General features: G+C 55.2%; 21 protein-coding genes. 9 read left to right on the forward strand and 12 right to left on the reverse strand.

Annotated features, from left to right (window positions below):
* Positions 1-102: 102 nt before the first annotated feature.
* A complete protein-coding gene (gene rhlB / locus ACMYSN_RS14055; protein WP_123758130.1) occupies positions 103-1,368 on the forward strand; it encodes an ATP-dependent RNA helicase RhlB in 1,266 nt (421 codons plus the stop codon).
* 125 nt (positions 1,369-1,493) lie between these two features.
* Positions 1,494-2,990, forward strand: a complete 1,497-nt coding sequence (gene gppA / locus ACMYSN_RS14060) for a guanosine-5'-triphosphate,3'-diphosphate diphosphatase (protein ID WP_462495241.1) — start codon at positions 1,494-1,496, stop codon at positions 2,988-2,990.
* Positions 2,991-3,065: 75 nt separating this feature from the next.
* Here the strand turns inward: gppA and ACMYSN_RS14065 are convergent, their stop codons facing one another.
* The gene (locus ACMYSN_RS14065) at positions 3,066-3,812 is read right to left on the reverse strand and encodes a GntR family transcriptional regulator (protein WP_462495242.1); all 747 of its coding nucleotides are present in this window, start codon (positions 3,810-3,812) and stop codon (positions 3,066-3,068) included.
* A gap of 220 nt (positions 3,813-4,032) precedes the next feature.
* On the opposite strand from ACMYSN_RS14065, the gene ACMYSN_RS14070 reads away from it, so the two are divergent.
* The 3 genes from ACMYSN_RS14070 to ACMYSN_RS14080 are packed head-to-tail and all read left to right on the forward strand — an operon-like array spanning position 4,033 to position 7,429.
* Positions 4,033-5,049, forward strand: coding sequence for an ADP-ribosylglycohydrolase family protein (locus ACMYSN_RS14070; protein ID WP_462495243.1), 1,017 nt, complete (start codon positions 4,033-4,035; stop codon positions 5,047-5,049).
* 18 nt (positions 5,050-5,067) lie between these two features.
* Positions 5,068-6,483 (forward strand): purine-cytosine permease family protein, encoded by a 1,416-nt coding sequence (locus tag ACMYSN_RS14075; protein WP_462495244.1) that lies wholly within the window; start codon positions 5,068-5,070, stop codon positions 6,481-6,483.
* Positions 6,467-7,429: a carbohydrate kinase family protein gene (locus ACMYSN_RS14080; protein WP_462495245.1), complete on the forward strand. Its 963-nt coding sequence runs from the start codon at positions 6,467-6,469 to the stop codon at positions 7,427-7,429. The genes ACMYSN_RS14075 and ACMYSN_RS14080 overlap by 17 nt, the downstream gene beginning before the upstream one ends.
* A 3-nt stretch (positions 7,430-7,432) precedes the next feature.
* On the opposite strand, the gene rep is transcribed toward ACMYSN_RS14080, so the two are convergent.
* The 4 genes from rep to ACMYSN_RS14100 all read right to left on the reverse strand — a co-directional run bounded on the left by rep (position 7,433) and on the right by ACMYSN_RS14100 (position 11,761).
* Complete coding sequence (rep, locus tag ACMYSN_RS14085; RefSeq protein ID WP_462495246.1) at positions 7,433-9,451, reverse strand: DNA helicase Rep; 2,019 nt, start codon at positions 9,449-9,451, stop codon at positions 7,433-7,435.
* A 102-nt stretch (positions 9,452-9,553) separates the two neighbouring features.
* Entirely contained in the window at positions 9,554-10,282 is a 729-nt protein-coding gene (pnuC, locus tag ACMYSN_RS14090) for a nicotinamide riboside transporter PnuC (RefSeq protein ID WP_462495247.1), read from the reverse strand.
* Entirely contained in the window at positions 10,282-11,031 is a 750-nt protein-coding gene (locus tag ACMYSN_RS14095) for a nucleoside phosphorylase (RefSeq protein ID WP_462495248.1), read from the reverse strand. Before ACMYSN_RS14095 ends, pnuC begins: the two co-directional genes overlap by 1 nt.
* Before the next feature lie 25 nt (positions 11,032-11,056).
* A complete protein-coding gene (locus ACMYSN_RS14100) occupies positions 11,057-11,761 on the reverse strand; it encodes a Crp/Fnr family transcriptional regulator (protein WP_462495249.1) in 705 nt (234 codons plus the stop codon).
* Between the two features lie 194 nt (positions 11,762-11,955).
* Here ACMYSN_RS14100 and ppiC (ACMYSN_RS14105) point away from each other — a divergent pair, with 194 nt between their 5' ends.
* Together ppiC (ACMYSN_RS14105) and ppiC (ACMYSN_RS14110) are read left to right on the forward strand one after the other, a co-directional pair.
* Positions 11,956-12,237: a peptidylprolyl isomerase PpiC gene (ppiC, locus tag ACMYSN_RS14105; protein WP_434586912.1), complete on the forward strand. Its 282-nt coding sequence runs from the start codon at positions 11,956-11,958 to the stop codon at positions 12,235-12,237.
* 50 nt (positions 12,238-12,287) lie between these two features.
* Positions 12,288-12,569: a peptidylprolyl isomerase PpiC gene (gene ppiC / locus ACMYSN_RS14110; protein ID WP_123758134.1), complete on the forward strand. Its 282-nt coding sequence runs from the start codon at positions 12,288-12,290 to the stop codon at positions 12,567-12,569.
* Between the two features lie 121 nt (positions 12,570-12,690).
* Here ppiC (ACMYSN_RS14110) and ilvC read toward each other — a convergent pair whose 3' ends face one another.
* Entirely contained in the window at positions 12,691-14,166 is a 1,476-nt protein-coding gene (gene ilvC, locus ACMYSN_RS14115; protein ID WP_123758135.1) for a ketol-acid reductoisomerase, read from the reverse strand.
* 162 nt (positions 14,167-14,328) lie between these two features.
* On the opposite strand from ilvC, the gene ilvY reads away from it, so the two are divergent.
* Complete coding sequence (ilvY, locus tag ACMYSN_RS14120; protein ID WP_123758136.1) at positions 14,329-15,219, forward strand: HTH-type transcriptional activator IlvY; 891 nt, start codon at positions 14,329-14,331, stop codon at positions 15,217-15,219.
* Here ilvY and ilvA read toward each other — a convergent pair.
* The 6 genes from ilvA to ilvL form a co-directional block, all read right to left on the reverse strand.
* On the reverse strand, positions 15,216-16,760 hold the full coding sequence (gene ilvA, locus ACMYSN_RS14125; protein WP_123758137.1) for a threonine ammonia-lyase, biosynthetic: 1,545 nt from the start codon (positions 16,758-16,760) through the stop codon (positions 15,216-15,218). The genes ilvY and ilvA overlap by 4 nt on opposite strands.
* 2 nt (positions 16,761-16,762) lie before the next feature.
* Positions 16,763-18,613 (reverse strand): dihydroxy-acid dehydratase, encoded by a 1,851-nt coding sequence (gene ilvD / locus ACMYSN_RS14130; protein ID WP_434586914.1) that lies wholly within the window; start codon positions 18,611-18,613, stop codon positions 16,763-16,765.
* Between the two features lie 61 nt (positions 18,614-18,674).
* On the reverse strand, positions 18,675-19,604 hold the full coding sequence (locus ACMYSN_RS14135; RefSeq protein WP_462495250.1) for a branched-chain amino acid aminotransferase: 930 nt from the start codon (positions 19,602-19,604) through the stop codon (positions 18,675-18,677).
* Positions 19,605-19,620: 16 nt separating this feature from the next.
* Positions 19,621-19,878 (reverse strand): acetolactate synthase 2 small subunit, encoded by a 258-nt coding sequence (ilvM, locus tag ACMYSN_RS14140; RefSeq protein WP_123758140.1) that lies wholly within the window; start codon positions 19,876-19,878, stop codon positions 19,621-19,623.
* On the reverse strand, positions 19,875-21,521 hold the full coding sequence (gene ilvG, locus ACMYSN_RS14145) for an acetolactate synthase 2 catalytic subunit (protein WP_462495251.1): 1,647 nt from the start codon (positions 21,519-21,521) through the stop codon (positions 19,875-19,877). Before ilvG ends, ilvM begins: the two co-directional genes overlap by 4 nt.
* 140 nt (positions 21,522-21,661) lie before the next feature.
* Positions 21,662-21,760, reverse strand: coding sequence for an ilv operon leader peptide (ilvL, locus tag ACMYSN_RS14150; RefSeq protein ID WP_001311244.1), 99 nt, complete (start codon positions 21,758-21,760; stop codon positions 21,662-21,664).
* Positions 21,761-22,124: 364 nt separating this feature from the next.
* Here ilvL and ACMYSN_RS14155 point away from each other — a divergent pair, with 364 nt between their 5' ends.
* Positions 22,125-23,645, forward strand: a complete 1,521-nt coding sequence (locus tag ACMYSN_RS14155; RefSeq protein WP_462495252.1) for a YifB family Mg chelatase-like AAA ATPase — start codon at positions 22,125-22,127, stop codon at positions 23,643-23,645.
* Positions 23,646-23,655 lie beyond the last annotated feature (10 nt).

Genomic DNA, 23,655 nt, shown 5'->3' on the forward strand with positions numbered 1-23,655 from the left:
AGATGCAGCCTAAGTCATTTCGCGTATAGCCAACGAAAGGTTGACGTTATTTCAACGGATACGCTTTCTTAATGCAATAGTAAGCTGATATTCTACCACACTATGAGCAAAACACATTTAACAGAACAGAAGTTTTCCGACTTCGCCCTGCACCCGGCAGTGATTGAAGCCCTTGAAAAGAAAGGCTTTCATAATTGTACGCCCATTCAGGCCCTCGCGCTTCCACTAACACTGGAAGGTCGTGATGTCGCCGGGCAGGCGCAAACCGGTACCGGTAAAACAATGGCGTTCCTGACGTCAACGTTTCATTATCTTCTCACTCACCCGGCTAAAGAAGACCGCCAGGTCAACCAACCGCGCGCGCTGATCATGGCACCGACGCGTGAGCTGGCGGTACAGATTCACGCTGACGCAGAACCTCTGGCGCAGGCGACAGGCCTGAAGCTGGGTCTGGCGTATGGCGGCGACGGCTACGATAAGCAGCTGAAAGTCCTGGAAAGCGGCGTCGACATTCTGATCGGCACGACCGGTCGTCTGATCGATTACGCAAAACAGAATCACATTAACCTTGGGGCGATTCAGGTCGTCGTACTGGATGAAGCCGATCGCATGTACGATCTCGGCTTTATTAAAGATATCCGTTGGTTGTTCCGTCGCATGCCGCCAACCAACCAGCGTCTGAACATGCTGTTCTCCGCGACCCTTTCTTACCGTGTCCGCGAACTGGCGTTCGAGCAGATGAACAACGCCGAGTATGTTGAAGTCGAGCCGGAACAAAAAACGGGTCACCGTATTAAAGAAGAGCTGTTCTATCCTTCCAACGAAGAAAAAATGCGTCTGCTGCAGACGTTGCTGGAAGAAGAGTGGCCGGACCGCGCTATTATTTTCGCTAACACCAAACATCGTTGCGAAGATATCTGGGGTCATCTGGCCGCGGACGGTCATCGCGTTGGCCTGTTAACCGGCGACGTCGCACAGAAAAAACGCCTGCGTATTCTTGAAGATTTTACACGTGGCGATATCGACATTCTGGTGGCGACAGACGTTGCTGCACGTGGTCTGCATATCCCGGCCGTTACGCATGTCTTTAACTTTGACCTGCCGGACGACTGCGAAGATTACGTTCACCGTATCGGCCGTACCGGTCGCGCGGGCGCTAGCGGTCACTCCATCAGCCTGGCCTGTGAAGAGTACGCGTTGAACCTGCCGGCGATTGAGACCTACACCGGTCATTCCATTCCGGTCAGCAAGTACAACCCGGACGCACTCATGACCGACTTGCCTAAGCCGCTGCGCCTGTCGCGCCCGCGCACAGGTAATGGCCCGCGTCGCAATGGTCCGCCTCGTAACCGTCGTCGTTCAGGTTAAAGATTTATGCCATACACAAGATCCTTCAGGATGCATCAAGGCGGCAAGAGAGTGAATCCCGATGCGCTTACACCGGTAAGTGATTCGGGCGCGAAAACGCCGTCAACACAGAGGCAACTTGAAGGATGAAGTGTATGAGTTCCACCTCGCTTTATGCAGCTATCGATCTTGGTTCCAATAGCTTTCATATGTTGGTTGTACGCGAGGTGGCCGGGAGCATCCAGACGCTCAGCCGCATCAAGCGCAAAGTGCGTCTGGCCGCTGGCCTGAACAGTGATAATGCGCTCTCCGCAGACGCGATGGAGCGTGGATGGCAGTGCCTGCGCCTGTTTGCCGAACGCCTGCAGGATATCCCTCCGGCTCAAATTCGCGTGGTGGCAACCGCCACGTTACGCCTGGCCGTCAACGCCGATGAATTTTTAGCAAAAGCGCGGGAAATCCTCGGCTGTCCGGTACAGGTGATCAGCGGTGAAGAAGAAGCACGACTGATCTATCAAGGCGTGGCGCATACCACCGGCGGTGAAGATCGCCGACTGGTGGTCGATATCGGCGGTGCCAGTACCGAACTGGTGACCGGCACAGGCGCCCAGACCACGTCGCTCTTTAGCCTGTCGATGGGGTGCGTGACCTGGCTGGAACGCTACTTCGCCGATCGTAACCTGACGAAAGAAAACTTCGAACTTGCAGAAGATGCCGCACGCGAGGTTCTGCGCCCGATTACCGACACCCTGAACTACCACGGCTGGAAGGTGTGCGTTGGCGCATCCGGCACCGTGCAGGCGCTGCAGGAAATCATGATGGCGCAGGGCATGGATGAGCGCATCACCTTAGCCAAACTGCAGCAGCTCAAACAGCGGGCGATCCAGTGCGGGCGTCTGGAAGAGCTGGAAATCGAAGGCTTAACCTTAGAGCGTGCGCTGGTTTTCCCAAGCGGCCTGGCCATTCTTATTGCCATCTTCAGCGAACTGAATATTCAGTGCATGACCCTCGCGGGCGGCGCACTGCGTGAAGGTCTGGTCTACGGCATGCTGCATCTGTCCGTCGATCAGGATATCCGCAGCCGTACGCTGCGCAATATTCAGCGCCGCTTTATGATCGATACCGAGCAGGCCCACCGGGTGAGCCATCTCGCGGCCCATCTGGTGAATCAGTTGGACGACAGCTGGGAGCTGGAATCATTGAGCCGCGAGCTGCTGGCCAGCGCCTGCGCGCTACATGAAATCGGCCTGAGCGTGGATTTTAAACGCGCGCCGCAGCATGCCGCCTATCTGGTGAGCAATCTTGATCTGCCCGGCTTCACTCCGGCACAAAAAAAGCTGCTCGCCACGTTATTGCTCAATCAAACCAACGCCATCGACCTCTCTTCACTCCACCAGCAAAACGCGGTAAAGCCGCGAGTGGCAGAGCATTTATGCCGCTTGCTGCGTCTGGCGATCCTGTTTGCCAGCCGCCGTCGCGACGATCTGCTGCCGATGATTACGCTGGCTGCCAAAGATGAAAATCTGACACTAACCATGCCGCAGGGCTGGCTGGAGAATCATCCGCTGGGCCGGGAGATGGTAGAACAAGAGTGCCAGTGGCAAAGCTACGTTCACTGGCCGCTGCTGGTCAAAGAACAGTAATTGGGTCTTGTCCGGTCTCGCATAAAGCGATAGCTCATTTCAGAGACCGGCCACATCCTGAGCGGCACTAAATAGTCACCGACCTGTCAATTTCACTCTGAAATCAAAATTAAAGTAATTACTCAGGCAAAACGCGGTTCCATGCTCAAGCACCTCCCCATGAGCGTTGCGGCTTTTCAGCGTAATTTGCATCAACGGTACCCCGTGCGGTAAGTCGAGCAAATTTAGCTCCTCACCCGAAGGGATATGCACCGTCAAGGAGTAATCCTGAAGATCGGGAAAAATATTGTTTTCAGCCCAGTAGGCATACAGCGAGCCTTCGAGTAAATCCGGGCGAGGCAAGAAACGTTCAGGGATAAACATGGTTTCGATGGAAACCGGTAGGGCATCGACTAAACGCACGCGCTTTATTTTCGCCACTCGATCTCCAACAGCGATCTCCAGCTCGCGGGCCAGAAACTCATCAGCCGCCAGCTTTTCCCTCACCAGCCACCGATTGGATACCGTTCCTGAATTTTGTAGCTGAGCAGAAAATCCGCCGCTGGCAAGGTTATAGCTTACCGGCAAATTCACCTCGGTACCTTTTCCGTGTCGCTTAATAACCAGTCCGGCTTCCAGCAGCGCATCGAGTGCCTTAACCACCGTCACCCGCGATAGCTCGAGGGTCTGCGACATTTTGCGCTCGGAGGGCAAAATACTTCCGTGAGTCAGCAAACGATCCGTCATTGCGGCTTCAATAGCCTGTTTTAATTGAATATAAAGCGGCGCAGGCGCCTCGGCATTCAGGCGGCCTTTTATATACTCAAGCAGCGGTTGCGACATAATTTAGTGGCCTTAAGGGATTAATCACCAGTGGATTTATCATAGTGGATCCATACTGGAATCTATACCCTCATCATAACCCCTCTCCACACTCTCCCGGATCCCAATTTGCGATCAGAATGCGCCATCGATCACAGAGTGACTATAAAGGACTTTAACTGGACTTAATCTGGATCTATTTTTAGTGCAAATTTTATTCATTTATGACCGGGAGTCGTCGATGTCTGATATTCGCCCTACCTATACAGCCGAACGCCGCATCCTTGGCTGCCTTTATGGGCAAGCCATAGGAGATGCGATGGGAATGCCTTCCGAGCTGTGGCCCAAACGTCGAGTCATCAACCATTTTGGCTGGATTGAACGCTTTCTTCCTGGACCGAAAGAGAATATAGCGGCCTGCGAATTTAGCGCTGCGGAGTTCACCGATGATACGCACCAGTGCATCGCATTAATGGATGCGCTGAATGAAACCAACGGCGTAACCGATCCACTAGTCATCGCCAGACATATTCTGTTGTGGGCCAGACGCTGTCAGGCGTTTGAGAAAAATATACTCGGCCCGACCTCGAAAGCCTCCTTACTTGCGCTTGAACAGGGGCAGCCGCTTGATGAGATCGCGGCGAACGGCGTGACCAACGGAGCGGCGATGCGTGTAGCGCCGATGGGTTGCCTATTGCCAACCCGAGACAGGGCGTTTTTCATTACGCAAGTACGGCTATCCTGTCTACCGACGCACAAATCAGATATCGCGATTGCCGGCGCGGTGGTGATTGCCTGGGCCATCAGCCGCGCCATTGAAGGTGCCGGATGGCCGTTAATCAAAACGGAGCTGGCATCGCTCGCAAATGAAACCCAGCACCAGTATGAGTCCACTTTTAGTCCACTCCTCGGAAATCGTCTCCGTTTAGCGTTAGAGATGATGAGCAGAGAGACTGACCACCTGACTGGTATCGAACGTATTTACGAAGATATCGGTGCCGGCATGGATATCATTGAATCCGTCCCGGCCGCGATTGCGCTGGTTGAGTTGGCCAAAACACAGCCCATGAAATGCGCCATGCTGGCGGCAAACTTAGGCGGTGACACAGATACCATAGGCGCGATGGCAACCGCCATCTGCGGCGCGCTGCACGGCATAGAATCTTTCCCTGAAGAACATATACAACAGATTAATCAGGCCAACAGCATTGACTTCGCGCCTTACGCACAGCGGCTTGCAGGCTACCGCTTCGCATAATTCACAGAGGGCATCAATATGGACAGCAAAGCTTCATACGATGGCAATATCCAAACTGCGGATCCCGGAATGGCGGAGTTAGGGATCGATTTGGTTCCCCCGGTCCACCAGACCCAAAAGCCGGTACAGCTATTTTTCGTCTGGTGCGCCGCGAATATCGGTATTCTGGGGGTCGTTTACGGCGCAGTTATTGTGTCATTCGGCCTCTCATTCTGGCAGTCGATTCTTGCCGCCGTGGCGGGTGTTGCCTCCTTTGCGCTGGTCGGCGTCACCAGCATTGCGGGAAAAATCGGACGAACGACAACATTGACGCTGTCCCGCGTCATATTTGGCAAACGCGGCAATATCGCGCCCACCAGCTTTTGCTGGGTCAACCTAATGGGCTGGGAATCGGTCAACATCATTACCGGTACGCTTACCCTCGTCGCGCTGTTCGCCGCCATGGGTTTTGAAGAGAGCCTGACCACCACAGCACTATCGCTTTTCCTGTTTGGCGGATTGACCGTGCTGGTCAGCGTGCTTGGCCAAAATGCCGTGCTGATGATGCAAAAATGGATCACCCGTATATTTGGCGCCATGACGCTACTGGTAGTGATTTATTTGCTGTTCACCGCGGACTGGCAGGCTATCCTCGATCTGCCTTCAGGTAGCTGGTTGACCGGTTTTCTCCCGGCAGTCTCTATTATCGCCGCAGGCACCGGCATTAGTTGGGCTATCGCCGGTGCTGACTATAGTCGGGATCAGCGTCCTGATTCCGGTGAAAAGCGCATTTTTCTCGCCGTTGTTAGCGGTGCCGCCCTTCCCTTACTGCTGCTGATGCTCACCGGGATACTGCTTACCGCCCAAATCCCTGATTTAGCGTCCAGTGAAAACCCGATTTCCGCGATCGGCAAACTGCTGCCTTCGTGGATGGCAATCCCCTATCTTGCCGCGGCTACCGCTGGGGTCGTGACCATCGCAGTATTGAGCCTCTATTCCGCTAGCCTTAATCTGTTAAGTATGGGTATTAAGCTACAGCAGCGTACCGCCGTAGCCATCGACGCCGTGCTGGTTCTGGGGGTCGCGCTCTACGTGCTGTTTGTTTCGAAAGATTTTCTCGGGCCGTTTATTGCGTTTCTGATTTTCTGCGGGGTATTTCTGGCCGCCTGGGCCGCTATTTTTATTGTCGACTTCTACCGGATTCGCCGCCATGTCGGATACTCGGAAGCTGATTTATTCAGGGAAAGCGGCGCGAACCGAACCGCGCTGAGCTGCTGGCTTGTCGGCGCGCTGGCTGGACTAATGGTATCCAAAACCGGGTTTATCGACGGGCCTTTTGCGGTCGGGATTTTCGCAGACTCCAGTCTGGGATTATTCGTCTCTTTTGTTCTGAGCCTGGTGCTGTATCTCGCTTTTGGAACCAGGAAGGAGGTTTGCCATGACAATAACCGCTGATCAGCTATCGCCACAGCGGCCGATCGTCGTTATTGGCGCTGCTTTTGGCGACATTATTCTCCATCTCGATGCGCTGCCGCAAAGCGGTGGCGATGTCTCAGCCCGGGACGGCGGACGGCAAATTGGCGGCTGCGCGTTTAACGTCGCCCGGGCGCTCGCACGTCTCGACCTGGCCCCGGTTAATGCGATACCGGTAGGCAATGGCGACTGGGGGCAAGCCGTTGCGCAAAAAATGGCGCTGGAGAATCTACCTGTCCTACTACGCCACCCTACCCACGATAACGGCTGGTGTCTGGCTCTCGTCGAGGCCAATAAAGAGCGGACGTTTATCACCGTTGAGGGCTGCGAGCAGCACTGGAGCGCCGGATTACTGGCGCAAATTCCGCAGCCAAAGGAGGCGATTATTTACGTCTCGGGCTACGAGCTGGCCAGCGAAGCGCTGCGCCAGTGGATTCTGGGCCTTACGGAAGATAAAACCCTGTTTGTCGATTTTGGCCCTCGTCTGGGCGATCTGGATATTGGCTTTATTAAGGCGCTGTTGCGCAAACGTCCCGTGCTTACCCTGAACCGCGGCGAACTCAGTATACTAAGCGCACGTTTGTATGGGCAGGATAGCGTCACGCTTGATTCAGCCTCGCGGCTCGCCAGCGACTGGTGGCTTCGGGCCATTTGTCGGTTTGATAAAGACGGCGCGTGGGTGGTTGAACCCAACGTGGAGCCGCTGCATATCCCGGCATGCCGCGTGGAAGTTCACGATACGATTGCCGCAGGAGACAGCCACTGCGCGGGAACGATTGCCGGGCTGGCCTGCGGGATGAGCCTGCGTCAGGCGACGCGGCTAGGCAATGAGGTGGCGGCTATCGTCGTGACCAGGCCTGGCTCAGACGGCGCGCCTACCCGCCAGGAGCTACGCCAGTTCCAGCTTCGACAGGAAAATAACCGCTAACCGCTATTTACGCGCTTTCGCCAGCATCGCCCGGATGTTGGCGACGTTCGCCTGACCTTTATGCATACGCTCTTCCGCAGAAATAACTTTGCGTTCCTGCTCCCAAATCAGGTCGTCCTGCGGCAGTTCCAGCAGGAAGCGACTCGGTTCCGGGCGCACCAGCTCTCCGTACTGACGGCGTTCTTTGCACAAGGTAAAAGTCAGCTCTTTCTGCGCACGGGTGATACCAACGTAGGCAAGGCGACGCTCTTCATCTACGTTATCTTCATCGATGCTGCTCTGATGGGGAAGCAATCCCTCTTCCATGCCTACCAGGTACACATAGGGAAATTCCAGCCCCTTCGAGGCATGCAGGGTCATCAGCTGCACCTGATCAGACTCTTCATCTGACTCGCCGCGTTCCATCATATCGCGCAGCGTGAAGCGGGTGACGACCTGAGTAAGCGTCATCGGCTCATCAATATCGCTGCCTTCCAGCATTTCGGTCATCCACGTGAACAGGGTATTGACGTTTTTCATCCGCATTTCAGCGGCTTTCGGGCTGGGCGAGGTCTCATAAAGCCAGGATTCATAATCCACACCGCGTATCAGGTCACGGACAGCCGCAATTGGCTCACGCTCTGAAAGCTGCTGGATCTCCCGCAGCCACTGGGTGAAGCGGGTTAAAGACTCATAGCCGCGCCCGCTCAGCGTCTGGGTCAGCCCCATATCGAAGCTGGCGGTAAACATGCTTTTATTGCGCCCCATCGCCCATTCGCCCAGCTTTTTAAGCGTCGCCGAACCAATTTCACGCTTTGGCGTATTCACTATGCGCATAAAAGCGCTGTCATCATCAGGGTTGGTCAGCACGCGCAGGTAGGCCAGCAGGTCTTTAATTTCCGGGCGCGAGAAGAATGACGTGCCTCCAGAAATTTTGTACGGGATGCGGTTTTGCATCAGCATCTTTTCGAAAACCCGCGACTGGTGGTTGCCGCGATAAAGGATCGCGTAATCCTTATATTCGGTTTTATTAATAAAGTGGTGAGCGATCAGTTCACCGGCGACACGTTCCGCTTCATGATCTTCATTGTTAGCGGAGAGCACCTTCAGCTCTACTCCATAGCCCAGCTCGGAAAACAGTCGTTTCTCGAAAACATGCGGGTTATTGGCAATCAGGATGTTAGCCGCCTTCAGGATACGCCCGGAAGAACGGTAGTTCTGCTCCAGCTTGATCACCTGTAGCGCCGGGAAATCCTGGCTAAGCAGCACCAGGTTCTGTGGCCGCGCGCCGCGCCAGGAGTAGATCGACTGATCGTCATCTCCCACCACGGTAAAGCGTGCCCGCTGCCCCACCAGCAGTTTCACCAGTTCATACTGGCTGGTGTTGGTGTCCTGGTATTCATCCACCAGCAGATAGCGAATTCTGTTCTGCCAGCGCTCCCGCACCTCTTCGTTGCGCTGCAGCAGCAACGTCGGCAGCAGAATCAGATCGTCGAAGTCGAGTACATTACAGGCTTTCATATGCGCGTCGTACAGCCCGTAGCAGTGAGCAAAGATCCGATCCCGCTCTCCTTTTGCGCCAGCAGCCGCCTGTGAAGGCGTTTGCAGATCGTTTTTCCAGTTGGAGATCGTGGAGATCAGCTGCTGAAGCACCACTTTATCGTCTTCGATAATCCCTTCGGTGAGCTCTTTTAACAGCGCTACCTGGTCGGTATCGTCGAACAGCGAAAAGTTAGATTTCATGCCTAACGCGGCGTACTCACGTTTGATGATATCCAGCCCCAGCGTGTGGAACGTAGAGATCATCAGGCCGCGCGCCTCTTTGCGTCCCAGCGTTTGCCCGACGCGCTCTTTCATCTCACGCGCTGCCTTGTTGGTAAAAGTCACCGCCGCGATATGGCGCGCCTGATAACCGCAGCCGCGGATCAAATGGGCGATTTTATTGGTTATAACGCGGGTTTTACCGGAACCGGCACCCGCCAGCACCAGGCACGGTCCGGTAACGAATTCGACGGCTTGTTGTTGGCCAGGGTTTAAACGCATGGGAGTATTTTGCTCAATCTTCGAACGGGGTGGGGATTGTAGCAGAAAGAGGGGGAGAAGGAGTAACAGACTACCCTTGCGGGTAGCCTGAAAATCGGTCTATCAGGAAGCCGTCGCGGCTAGTGGCGTATAGCCGTTGCGCTGCGCGCTCTTGATCCAGCTGTAGGATCCCATCACCGCAATCGCCGTCAGCAGGACATATTCTAGCGACATGGCGTAAACGCCCTGCACCGCGTAGATAACCACGCTAATCACGTCGACAAACACCCACAGTAGCCAGTTTTCGACGAACTTGCGCGTCATCAGTACCATGGCCGCAATCGACAATACCAGCATGGTCGAATCCCAGAACGGGAAGGCGTCGGGCTGGAGGTCAGGCATAGCGACCTGCATACCAAATGTTTGCAGCAGGGCAATCATGATGCGGGTAAGCGCCGAGAAAACAGGGTCGATAAACAGCGTCATCAGAACAATCGCCACCGCGCAAACGCCTGCTAATACGAGGGTTTGCTGGCGGGAAAGCCAGCGTACCTTGAGCGCGGCTTCCTGCGCCTCGTTTTGCCGACTCCATGCATACCAGCCGTATATGTTGGCGGCGAAGAAAAATACCTGCAGCAACAGGCTGGCATAGAGCTGAATCTGAAAGAAAATCGCCGCAAACAGCGTGACGTTAATCAGGCCAAACAGATAGTTGATAATTTTTTCCCGACTAGCGCACCAGATGCACAGCAGACCAAACACGGTACCAATGGCTTCAATCCACGATAGCGCGTAGCCGCCTTCGCCAAGAGGAATATTGACCATCACATTGTTAATGCTAAAAAAGTCCATCACTGACCTCCTTGCTGGCTAGCGGAATAAATGACGCGGAGCGCCAGGGTAATTTGCCGTTCTTCGCCCTGCTGACACAGCGCTTCCTGCTGAACATAATCATTAATACTGCTATCCAGACAACCGTTGTGCGCAACCACCACGTTGAGTAATGACGCCGTACGTAACCCACGCAGTGCGCCGATAGTCATCAGAGCAGCGCTCTCCATATCCGCCCCAAGAACGCCCAGCGCCGACCACTGCGCATCAAGCACCTCTTCCCGGTCGGTATAAAAACTGTCGTGGCTGCGCACCAGACCGCAGATAGCGGGGATATTCATCTGGCGCGCCTTCGTCATCAGTTCCCAGGTTAAATGCGGGTCGGCGCAGGCCGGATAGCCCGCGGGCGCATAGGTACGGCTGGTTCCGTCATCCATAACCGCGGCATGAGCGATAATCACGTCGCCGAGCGCAAGATTATCCTGCAATGCTCCGCAACTGCCGATGCGAATTAGTGTCGTTACGCCGATCTGGCGTAGTTCTTCAATAGCAATCGCCGTGGACGGTCCACCGATTCCGGTAGAGAGTACTAAAATCTCGACGCCCTGATACCAGCCGCGCGCGGCGCGAAACTCCCGGTTTTGACCAAGAGGTTCTGGGTTATCAAGAAATTTAATGATGCGGTCGACCCGCTGCGGGTCGCCCGGTAGCAGCGCATACCGTGCGCTGGTCATTTCCTGGCTCAACTGGATATGAGGTTGCAGCGACATTCCCCCACCTCCTTTACTCTTACGGTTATCCGATATCAGCCTCCTGCTTTAGTTTTTCAGGGGCTAACAGCACAATGCGTTCACCATCGGTATCAATGATCTGTAACGCTTTCAGGTCATGCAAAATACGATTAATACTGCGGGTCGTCGCCGCGAACTCCTGGCTAAGATTCTGCTTATCCAGCAAGATTTCACTCGCCCTATCCTGTTGATAGCGCAGCCATAACGCCTGGCATACCCGCTGATGCAGCGAGTAAAGATTGTCGCTGCTGGCCTTTTTCGATAGCTGGTAATATTGCTGACTAAAGAAGCGCAGCATCCGCTGGTTAAAATGGTTATCTAATACCAGCCAGCGGCAGAAATGTTCCTGCGACAAACTCAGAAGCTGCACATGCCCTACCGCTACCACCGAGCAGATGTAATGACGCGACTCAAAGATCTCGAGCTCTCCCAGCATGTCGCCTTTACGGTAGCGGGCCTGACGGTAACGACGCCCATCTTCGGCTTCATAGAAAACATCCACCTCACCGGCAATAATCAGCGAAAAATGCTGACACACTTCCCCTTGCCGGCAGATAAAAGCACCGCGCGGGATCTCTTCAAAGCACCAGCGCTGCATGATTTCCAGAGGGCAGTATTTCAGTAATTCATAGAGCTGCGGATCGCTAACAATCTCACCAAGCCCGGTAAGCCAGCCGACTGAAAATTCAGGTTTTTTCATTGTATCCATGTTATATCACTCCACGGCTTCAGGGGCAGGACGGCTGTCCCCGGCAAGAGGGAATACGGCGGATAAAAATGTCGCCCATCTCCCGCTTCCATACATCAGGCGAGACATCTGTCCCGCGATGGCGAAGAGTATATGTCCGCGGCTAAGGTGGGTGGTAAAGTAACGGGACATCTTTGAGACGTGAGAACAAAATAATGGCAAAGAGCGCAGCAGCCCTGCATATCCTGGTAAAAGAAGAGAAGCTGGCGCAAGAGATCCTCGCCAAACTGGAACGTGGCGTGAGCTTCGATCATCTGGCAAAGCGCTATTCAAAGTGCCCATCTGGCCGCAACGGTGGCGATCTTGGTGAATTTAACCGGGGCGTCATGGTTGGCCCGTTTGACAGCGCCGTCTTCAGTTGCCCACTGCTCAAACCCTACGGACCGGTAAAAACTAAGTTCGGCTACCACATCATTAAGGTGCTGTATCGCCGCTAGCGCATGCTAGTATTGCCGTCTGATTCATAGCAACTTATCAAGGCACGATCATGGCAAAAACAGCGGCAGCAATGCACATTCTGGTGAAAGAAGAGAAACTGGCCCTCGACCTGCTGGAGCAGATCAAAAACGGCGCCGATTTCGAGAAGCTGGCGAAAAAACACTCTACCTGCCCGTCAGGTAAAAAAGGCGGCCATTTAGGTGAATTCCGTCAGGGCCAGATGGTTCCGGCGTTTGATAAAGTGGTCTTCTCCTGCCCTGAGCTGGAACCAACCGGCCCGCTGCACACCCAGTTTGGCTATCACATCATCAAAGTCCTGTACCGCAAGTAATAACGACCGAACCACTCTGCCTGAGAGTGGTTCACGATGATTGATGCAAAAACAAAAAACCCGGCAGCGCTGACGCATGCCGGGTTTTCGTTTATTGACGTCTCGTATTCAGAGCGGAGCGTTAGCCCGCAACAGCAATACGTTTCATGTCAGTCATGTAGCCGCGCAGTTTGTGGCCAACGGATTCGATCGGGTGGTTACGAATCGCGTCGTTCACGTCACGCAGCTGGGCGTTATCTACCGCGCCTTCCGCGATCGCTTTGCCGAGGTCACCGGTCTGCAGAGTGGTCATGAACTCTTTCAGCAGCGGTACGCAAGCGTAAGAGAACAGGTAGTTACCGTATTCTGCGGTGTCGGAGATAACTACGTTCATTTCATACAGACGCTTACGCGCGATGGTGTTGGCAATCAGCGGCAGCTCGTGCAGTGATTCGTAGTAAGCGGACTCTTCAATGATGCCGGAATCAACCATGGTTTCGAACGCCAGCTCAACGCCCGCTTTCACCATAGCGATCATCAGAACGCCTTTATCGAAGTACTCCTGCTCGCCGATTTTACCTTCGAACTGCGGAGCGGTTTCGAACGCGGTTGCACCGGTCTCTTCACGCCAGGTCAGCAGTTTCTTATCGTCGTTAGCCCAGTCAGCCATCATGCCGGAAGAGAATTCACCGGAGATGATGTCATCCATGTGTTTCTGGAACAGCGGCGCCATGATCTCTTTCAGCTGCTCGGACAGCGCATAAGCACGCAGTTTCGCCGGGTTGGACAGGCGATCCATCATCAGGGTGATACCGCCCTGCTTCAGCGCTTCGGTGATGGTTTCCCAGCCGAACTGAATCAGTTTTTCTGCGTAAGCCGGGTCGGTGCCTTCAGCCACCAGCTTGTCGAAGCACAGCAGAGAACCAGCCTGCAGCATACCGCACAGAATAGTCTGCTCGCCCATCAGGTCAGATTTTACTTCCGCAACGAAGGAGGACTCCAGTACGCCGGCACGGTGACCACCGGTCGCCGCAGCCCAGGCTTTAGCGATAGCCATGCCTTCGCCTTTCGGGTCGTTTTCCGGGTGAACAGCGATCAACGTCGGTACGCCGAAACCGCGTTTGTACTCTTCACGCACTTCGGTACCCGGGCACTTCGGTGCGACCATCACGACGGTGATGTCTTTACGGATCTGCTCGCCCACTTCCACGATGTTGAAACCGTGAGAGTAGCCCAGCGCAGCGCCATCTTTCATCAGCGGCTGTACAGAACGAACAACGTCAGAGTGCTGTTTGTCCGGCGTCAGGTTAACCACCAGATCAGCCTGCGGGATCAGATCTTCATAAGTCCCAACGGTAAAACCGTTTTCCGTCGCTTTACGCCAGGAAGCTCGTTTTTCAGCGATAGCTTCTTTACGCAGTGCGTAGGAGATATCGAGGCCAGAGTCACGCATGTTCAGACCCTGGTTCAGACCCTGGGCGCCGCAGCCGACGATGACCACTTTTTTACCCTGAAGGTAGCTGGCGCCATCGGCGAATTCGTCGCGAGCCATAAAACGACATTTACCCAGCTGTGCCAGCTGCTGGCGCAGGTTCAGTGTATTAAAGTAGTTAGCCATGGTGATACTCCGTGATGTTGTACGTCTTATTGTTCGGTTCGCTTGCCGTATTGTGGTTAGCGAGAATGAACCCACTATATGACAGGAAATTCATTGCGGAAATTGATATATTCACAACGTCACATTGCAATATCTGCAATGTAAAATCGTGGAGTGCGGCCAGTGGATTTACGCGATCTGAAAACCTTCCTGCATCTGGCGGAAAGCCGTCATTTTGGCCGCAGCGCGCGGGCGATGCACGTCAGTCCCTCGACCCTGTCCCGGCAAATCCAGCGCCTGGAAGAAGACCTTGGCCAGGCGCTGTTTGTCCGCGATAACCGCACGGTCACGCTCACCGAAGCGGGCGAAGAGCTGAGAACGTTTGCCCAGCAGACGCTGTTGCAGTATCAGCAATTGCGCCACACCATCGATCAGCAGGGCCCGTCGCTGTCCGGCGAGCTGCATATTTTCTGCTCCGTCACCGCCGCCTACAGCCATCTACCGCCTATTCTCGACCGCTTTCGCGCCGAGCACCCTTCGGTAGAAATTAAGCTCACCACCGGCGATGCCGCCGACGCCATGGAAAAAGTGGTGACGGGTGAAGCTGACCTCGCGATCGCCGGCAAGCCGGAGACGCTGCCGGGCGCAGTGGCATTTTCGATGCTGGAGAATCTGGCGGTGGTGCTGATAGCCCCGGCCTTACCTTGCCCGGTACGTAGTCAGATTTCGGTGGAGAACCCCGACTGGTCAACGGTGCCATTTATCATGGCCGATCAGGGCCCGGTGCGTCGGCGCATCGAACTGTGGTTCCGGCGGCAAAAAATCAGCAATCCGTCAATTTACGCCACCGTGGGTGGCCATGAGGCGATGGTCTCGATGGTCGCACTGGGCTGCGGCGTAGCCCTGATTCCCGAAGTGGTGCTGGAGAACAGCCCGGAACCGGTACGCAATCGCGTAATGATTTTAGAGCGCAGCGATGAAAAAACGCCGTTTGAGCTGGGCGTGTGCGCACAAAAAAAGCGGCTGTATGAGCCGCTTATTGATGCTTTCTGGTCTTTGTTGCCTAACCACTAACCCGCAAGAAAGAAGCGAAATGCCGGGTTATGCGTTTCATCGTGGCAGTCATAGCCCAGCTCATGCAGTCGGGTTTCAAAATCCGGCTCATGATCGCCAAGCTCAAAACCGGCCAGCACGCGACCATAGTCGGTCCCATGGCTGCGGTAGTGGAACAGCGAGATGTTCCAGTGGGTACCTAACGTATGCAGGAACTTAAGCAGCGCCCCTGGCGACTCTGGGAATTCGAAGCTGAACAGCCGCTCCTGCAGCGGTTTTGACGGCCGCCCGCCGACCATATAGCGCACATGCAGCTTCGCCATTTCGTCATCGGAAAGATCGACCACGCTATAGCCGCCTTCCCGCAGCAGATCCAGAATCTCTTTGCGCTCTTCCAGACCGCGGCTCAGACGGACACCGACGAAGATACAGGCGTCCTGAGCATCAGCGAAACGGTAGTTGAATTCGGTGACTGAACGCCCGCCCAGCAGCTGGCAAAACTTCAGGAAGCTGCCTTTCTCTTCCGGGATGGTGACCGCCAGCAGCGCTTCGCGTTGTTCCCCCAGCTCGCAGCGTTCGGAAACGTAGCGCAGGCCGTGGAAGTTAACGTTGGCGCCGGACAACACGTGTGCCAGTCGTTCGCCGCGAATATCATGCTGAGCGATATATTTCTTCATCCCCGCCAGCGCCAGCGCGCCGGACGGTTCTGCTACGGCACGGACATCTTCGAACAGGTCTTTCATCGCCGCGCAAATCGCATCGCTGTCGACGGTGATAATATCGTCGAGATACTCCTGGCAAACCCGGAAGGTCTCGTCACCGATGCGTTTCACCGCCACCCCTTCGGCAAACAGCCCGACGCGCGGCAGGTCCACCGGATGCCCGGCTTCCAGCGCAGCTTTCAGGCAGGCAGAGTCTTCCGCTTCGACCGCAATCACCTTGATCTGCGGCATCAGTTGCTTGATCAGAACCGCGACGCCCGCGGCAAGACCGCCGCCGCCGACCGGAACAAAAACGCGGTCCAGATGGGCATCCTGCTGCAGCAGTTCCAGCGCCATCGTGCCCTGCCCGGCAATCACCATCGGATGGTCAAAGGGCGGCACCCAAGTGAAGTTCTGCTGTTGCGCCAGCTCAATGGCTTTTGCTTTCGCTTCGTCAAAATTGGCACCGTGCAGCAGGACTTCGCCACCAAAGTTACGCACCGCGTCGACTTTGATATCCGCCGTCGCAACCGGCATCACGATCAGCGCCTTCACGCCAAGGCGCGAGGCGGAGAAAGCCACGCCCTGAGCGTGGTTACCTGCGGAAGCGGTGATCACACCCTGCGCTTTCTGCGCTTCCGTCAGCCCCGCCATCATCGCGTAGGCCCCGCGCAGCTTGAAGCTATGCACCGGCTGGCGATCTTCTCGCTTCACCAGGATCACGTTATCAAGACGCGAAGAGAGCTTTTCCATTTTCTGCAGCGGCGTAATCTGCGCCGCTTCATAGACCGGTGCCCGTAGCACCGCCCTGAGATATTCCGCCCCCTCAGGGGCGGCAGACAGGGGTTGTGACTCGGCCATGATTAACCCCCAAGTTTGGATTTATCGCGTACCGCGCCCTTATCGGCGCTGGTTGCCAGGCTGGCATAGGCGCGGAGTGCAAAAGAGACCTGACGTTCACGGGATTTCGGCGTCCACGCCCGATCGCCACGAGCCTCTTGCGCTTCGCGACGTGCGGCAATCTCGGCATCGCTCAACTGCAGCTGAATCCCACGGTTCGGAATATCAATGGCAATCATATCGCCATCTTCGATAATCGCGATATTGCCGCCGCTGGCCGCTTCCGGTGAAACGTGACCAATCGACAGGCCTGATGTGCCGCCGGAGAAACGTCCGTCAGTGATCAGCGCACAGGCTTTGCCCAACCCCATGGATTTCAGGAAGGTTGTCGGGTAGAGCATCTCTTGCATCCCCGGACCACCTTTCGGCCCTTCGTAGCGAATAACCACGACGTCGCCCGCCACTACTTTGCCACCGAGGATCGCCTCAACGGCATCGTCCTGGCTTTCGTAGACTTTGGCAGGCCCGGTGAATTTCAGGATGCTGTCATCCACGCCGGCCGTTTTCACGATACAGCCATTTTCTGCAAAGTTGCCGTACAGTACAGCCAGGCCACCGTCTTTGCTGTAAGCATGTTCCAGCGAGCGGATGCAGCCTTCAGCGCGATCGTCATCCAGGGTATCCCAGCGACAATCCTGCGAGAACGCCTGGGTCGTACGAATACCTGCCGGGCCAGCGCGGAACATTTTTTTCACCGCGTCGTCTTTGGTCAGCATGACATCGTATTGATCGAGCGTTTGCGGCAGGGTCAGACCTAAGACGTTTTTCACGTCTCGGTTCAACAGCCCGGCGCGATCCAGCTCGCCGAGGATCCCCAGCACGCCGCCCGCACGGTGAACATCTTCCATATGGTATTTCTGCGTGCTCGGCGCCACTTTACACAGCTGCGGCACCTTGCGTGAAAGCTTGTCGATATCGCTCATCGTGAAGTCGATTTCAGCTTCCTGCGCGGCTGCCAGCAGGTGCAGTACGGTATTGGTGGAACCGCCCATGGCGATATCCAGCGTCATGGCATTTTCGAACGCCGCTTTACAGGCAACATTACGCGGCAGCGCGGATTCGTCATCCTGCTCGTAGTAGCGTTTGGTCAGTTCAACAATGCGTTGTCCCGCATTAAGGAACAGCTGCTTGCGGTCGGCGTGCGTTGCCAGCAAGGAACCGTTACCCGGCTGCGACAGACCCAGCGCTTCGGTCAGGCAGTTCATCGAGTTGGCGGTGAACATCCCGGAGCAGGATCCGCAGGTCGGACAGGCGGAACGTTCAACCTGTTCACTCTGTTCGTCGGAAACTTTCGGGTCAGCCCCCTGAATCATTGCATCAACCAGATCGAGCTTGATGATCTTGTCAGAAAGCTTGGTTTTCCCGGCTTCCATTGGGCCGCCGGAGACGAAAATAACCGGAATATTGAGGCGCAGGGAAGCCATCAGCATCCCCGGGGTGATTTTGTCGCAGTTGGAGATACAGACCATGGCATCAGCACAGTGCGCGTTGACCATGTACTCAACCGAATCGGCAATCAGTTCACGGGATGGCAGTGAATAAAGCATACCTCCATGGCCCATGGCGATCCCATCATCCACTGCGATGGTGTTGAATTCTTTCGCAACTCCGCCTGAGGCTTCAATCTGCTCTGCAACCAGCTTACCCAGATCGCGCAGGTGTACGTGACCCGGAACAAACTGGGTAAAGGAGTTAACGACGGCGATAATCGGCTTACCGAAATCGGCGTCAGTCATCCCGGTTGCGCGCCACAGCGCGCGGGCACCCGCCATATTACGGCCATGAGTGGTGGTGGCGGAACGGTACTTAGGCATGCTTTAGTTACTCCCAGTTTCTGTGAAATGGGGCGCTGCGTGTCGCCCCATCTTTTAATGCTTAGTGGTTAACCTGATCCAACCAGCCCCATTTATCCTCGGTTTCACCGGTGAAGAGGCCAAAGAATGCTTGCTGAATACGTTTGGTCACCGGGCCGCAGCGGCCTTCGCCAACCTGGATACCATCAACGCTACGCACCGGCGTAATTTCTGCCGCCGTGCCCGACATGAAGACTTCATCCGCCAGATACAGCGATTCGCGGGACAGCACTTGCTCGCGGACTTCAATATCCAGGTCTTTCGCCAGTTTGATAATAGCGTCACGGGTAATGCCCGGCAGTGCGGAAGAGGTGAACGGAGGCGTGAACAGAATGCCGTCTTTCACTTCAAACAGGTTTTCACCCGCGCCTTCGGAGATATAGCCGTTCACATCGAGGGCGATCCCTTCCTGATAGCCATGACGACGGGCTTCACTGCCAACCAGCAGCGAGGACAAATAGTTACCGCCGGCTTTCGCGGCAGTAGGAATGGTGTTTGGCGCGACACGGTTCCAGGAAGAAACCATCGCATCGATCCCCTGATCCAGCGCTTCAGCGCCAAGATAAGCTCCCCACGGGAACGCCGCGATGATCACGTCAGTGTTGTATCCCGCCGGCGGGTTCACGCCCATGCCCACATCGCCAACAAAGATCAGCGGACGGATGTAAGCGCTGGTCAGGCCGTTTTTACGGATCACTTCACGGCAGGCTTCCATCAGCTCATCAACGCTTTGAGAGACCGGGAAACGGTAAATTTTGGCTGAATCATGCAGACGCTGCATATGTTCGCGATGGCGAAACACCACTGGCCCTTTGTGCGAGTCGTAGCAACGGATGCCTTCGAATACAGAAGTACCGTAGTGAAGCGCATGGGACATCACATGAACCTTGGCTTCGCCCCACGGAACCATCTCGCCATTGAACCAAATGTAATCAGCTTTTTTCGTCGTCATTTTTCTTCCCTTGCGCTTAGGCGCGGATTTGTTGTGATGTTGGTTGCTGGATCTCGACACAGGCGACGTCGACCAGCTTACTTAATTGACTAAACAGTAATTCGACGGGACGCTGGCTGGCAACGGTCAATTCGATATTTATGTTGCTGGCGTCTGCGGCGGTTTCCATATTCATGGAGCAAACCTGAAAACCGCGGTGGCGTACCACGCGCAGCACGCGTTCTAAGGTTTCCGGGTTAAAGCGAGCCTGTAAAGCGACCTGATGTTGCATCATGATAATTTCTCCAGCATTTCTGCATTACTGGCACCGGGCGGTACCAACGGCCAGACATTCTCAAGTTCATCAATTGAGACATGAAGCAGGTATGGCCCCTGGCTCGAAAGCATGGTGTCGAGAGCCGCTTCAACCTGGTCTTTACGGGTGATGTGCTGGCCTGGAATGCCAAAGGCGCTGGCCAGCGTGACGAAATCGGGGTTATCGGTCAGAGTCGTTTCGCTATAGCGCTCTTCGAAGAACAGCTGCTGCCACTGGCGAACCATCCCTAAGCGCTGGTTATCCAGCAACAGAATTTTCAACGGCAGCTGTTTGCGCTTCACGGTGCCCAACTCCTGAACGTTCATCATGAAGGAGCCGTCACCGGAGACGCAGATAACCGTATCGTTCGGCCGCGCAACCTGAGCCCCTACCGCAGCTGGCAGGCCGAAGCCCATCGTGCCTAAGCCACTGGAGGTGATAAAGTTCTCCGGGCGGGTGTAGGTCATGTGCTGCGCTGACCACATCTGATGCTGACCGACGTCGGTGGTTACAACGCTGTCGGCCGGTTTGCGATCGGACAGCTGTTTGAGCAGCAGCGGCGCGTAAATACCGTCGCCAGGATGATCGTAGCGCCATGCGTGTTCGGCGCGCAGGTCCTGGTTGTACTGACGCCAGGCATCGATCGCCAACGGCCGCTGTAACGCCGGCAGCAGCGTATTCAGATCGCCCGTTAAGGCGACGTGAGCCTGACGCAGCTTGTTCAGTTCCGCCGGATCGATATCCAGATGGATAACTTTCGCATGCGGCGCAAAGGTGTTCAGCTTCCCGGTCACGCGATCGTCAAACCGCGCCCCGACGGCGATGAGCAGGTCGCACTCCTGTACCGCCAGATTGGCCGCTTTAGTCCCGTGCATCCCCAGCATTCCCAGGTAGTACGGATACTCCGCATCAACGGCGCCCAGGCCTTTCAGTGTGCAGGTTACCGGCAGTTGCGTGACGCCGATAAAGTCGCGCAGAGCGGGAACCGCCTGTGCCATACCAACGCCGCCGCCGACGTACAGCATCGGTTTTTGCGCGGTTGCCAGCATTTGCAGAGCCTGTTCGACTTCGGCATGAGGGAAGGCGATATCATCATCGACGGTGGAAAACCACGGGTCGAGTTCGCCTGTTGCCAGCTGGATATCTTTTGGGATATCAACCAGAACCGGGCCAGGACGGCCTGAGTTGGCGACCTGGAAAGCCTCGGCGATCACTCGCGGCAGCTCCTCCAGAGACTGCACCAGGAAACTATGTTTGGTACAGGCCAGTGACAGTCCCAGAACATCCACTTCCTGGAAAGCGTCCGTGCCGATAAACGGCGCGGCGACCTGGCCGGTGATGGCAACAACAGGGATAGAGTCCAGCAACGCGTCCGCCAGACCGGTAATCAGGTTCGTCGCACCCGGGCCTGAAGTCGCGATGCAGACGCCGGTTTTACCGGTGGCACGGGCATAACCAATCGCCGCCATGGCTGCGCCTTGTTCATGCCGGCACAACAGGTGTTCCACGCCGCCGTCATACAATGCATCGTAAACCGGCATAATTGCGCCACCTGGATAGCCAAAAACTGTGTCGACTCCCTGTGTTCGCAAAGCATGTACTACCCACTGTGCCCCGTTCATAGTTAGTTCCCCGTCATAGATCGGAAGAAACAGAATTTTATGCTGTTAGTCATTGTCTGCTCCTCACTCATCATTTTTAAGTTATAAAAAAACCCCCGGACCTTTCGGTGCGGGGGTCTTAGTTCGTTAAGGCTTGATTACTAAGCCTTTCCTCGTCCAAGTGCAGCCCCGCACGGTGGGATAATAATCACCACCACGCTAATCACGACCAGGCTAATCACTCGTAGAAGGGCTGTCATTTTCTGTTCTTTCTGGCTTCTTGTTCGAAGGAATACCTAAAGAGTTATCACAGTCATCGCATCAAACACAAGATTTTTTTATGCCTCACTTTCTGATCATGCTAACAATTTTAGGTAAAACAATTGTTTTTAATAAGAAAAGTATAAAGTGAAAAAAATTCAATTTATTGCCATTTTTTATGACGACGCGATGATTACTCTCTGAAGAGTCCACCACCATGATGTCTGACCGCGAAGCACATTCCATATTGAATGAAATGTAACGATATTCGGCAAATTCGCTGGAATACGTCGTCTAAAACACGCTTATTGCAGGTTACCAACGCTTTTTCACCCGACATAATACCGGCACTCAGGAGGCATTATGTCACTCGCGATCGTTTACACACGGGCTGCTTTCGGTATCAGCGCCCCGCTTATTACTATCGAAATACATATCAGTAATGGGCTTCCCGGGTTGACCATGGTGGGTCTTCCTGAAACCACGGTGAAAGAGGCGCGGGACCGGGTACGCAGCGCGATCATTAACAGTGGCTATACGTTCCCGGCCAAAAAGATCACCATTAACCTGGCCCCGGCCGATCTGCCAAAAGAAGGTGGTCGGTACGATCTGCCTATCGCTCTCGCGCTTCTGGTGGCATCGGAGCAGCTTAATACCACCAGGCTGAATCAATACGAGTTTATCGGTGAACTCGCGCTTACAGGGGCGCTACGTGGCGTTCCTGGCGCTATCTCCAGCGCAATGGAGGCGATAAAAGCCGGGCGGCAGATTATCGTCGCCGAGGACAACGCAGCAGAGGTGGGGCTCATTGAAGGTAGCCAATGCCTTGTCGCCAGGCATTTACAGGAGGTGTGCACTTTCCTGGAAGGCCAGCACACGTTGTCCTGCCCTCTCCCAGAGGCAGAACTCCTTCCGCAGGGGCTTCCTGACCTGAGTGATGTCATTGGGCAACAGCAGGGGAAACGTGCGCTGGAAATTGTCGCCGCGGGTGGGCATAACCTGCTGTTGATCGGCCCTCCGGGAACAGGAAAAACTATGCTCGCCAGCCGACTGCCGGGTATCCTGCCACCATTAAGCAATCAGGAGGCATTAGAAAGCGCCGCGATCCTGAGCCTGTTCAGCTCTCAACGCGCTGCGAAACAGTGGCGGCAACGGCCGTTTCGCAGCCCGCATCACAGCGCCTCACTCACGGCAATGGTGGGAGGCGGATCAATCCCTGCTCCAGGTGAGATCTCTCTGGCCCATAACGGGGTGTTATTTCTGGATGAACTCCCGGAGTTTGAACGTAGAGTACTCGATGCGCTGCGCGAGCCGATTGAGTCAGGAAAGATACACATTTCACGGACCCGGGCGAAAATTGACTATCCGGCGCATTTCCAGCTTATTGCAGCGATGAACCCCAGCCCCACCGGGCACTATCAGGGCCACCATAATCGGGCTTCTCCCGAACAAACCTTACGTTATCTGGGGCGTCTGTCAGGACCGTTTCTCGACCGCTTCGATCTGTCGCTGGAAATCCCCCTACCACCGCCCGGCGTACTCAGCCAGGAAGGTGCTGTGTCAGAAGATAGCGCCAGCGTGCGCAAGCGAGTGCTGGCGACACGTGAAAAGCAGCTCTCCCGGCAGGAGAAACTGAATGCCGATCTGGAAAATAGCGAAATGAAAATCTGGTGTCCACTCCACCACCAGGACGCAATCTGGCTGGAGCAGGTATTAACACAGCTGGGACTCTCTATCCGCGCCTGGCAGCGCTTACTTAAAGTTGCCCGGACAATCGCCGACACCGGCGATGAACCTCGTATCGAGCGCTGTCACCTTCAGGAAGCCCTTAGTTATCGGGCAATAGAACGGATGCTGACTCATTTGCAGAAACTGATGACATAAAAAAAGGGCT

Origin of the sequence: Klebsiella sp. R445, from assembly GCF_051131755.1 — a bacterium.
GTDB lineage: Bacteria > Pseudomonadota > Gammaproteobacteria > Enterobacterales > Enterobacteriaceae > Klebsiella > Klebsiella lignicola.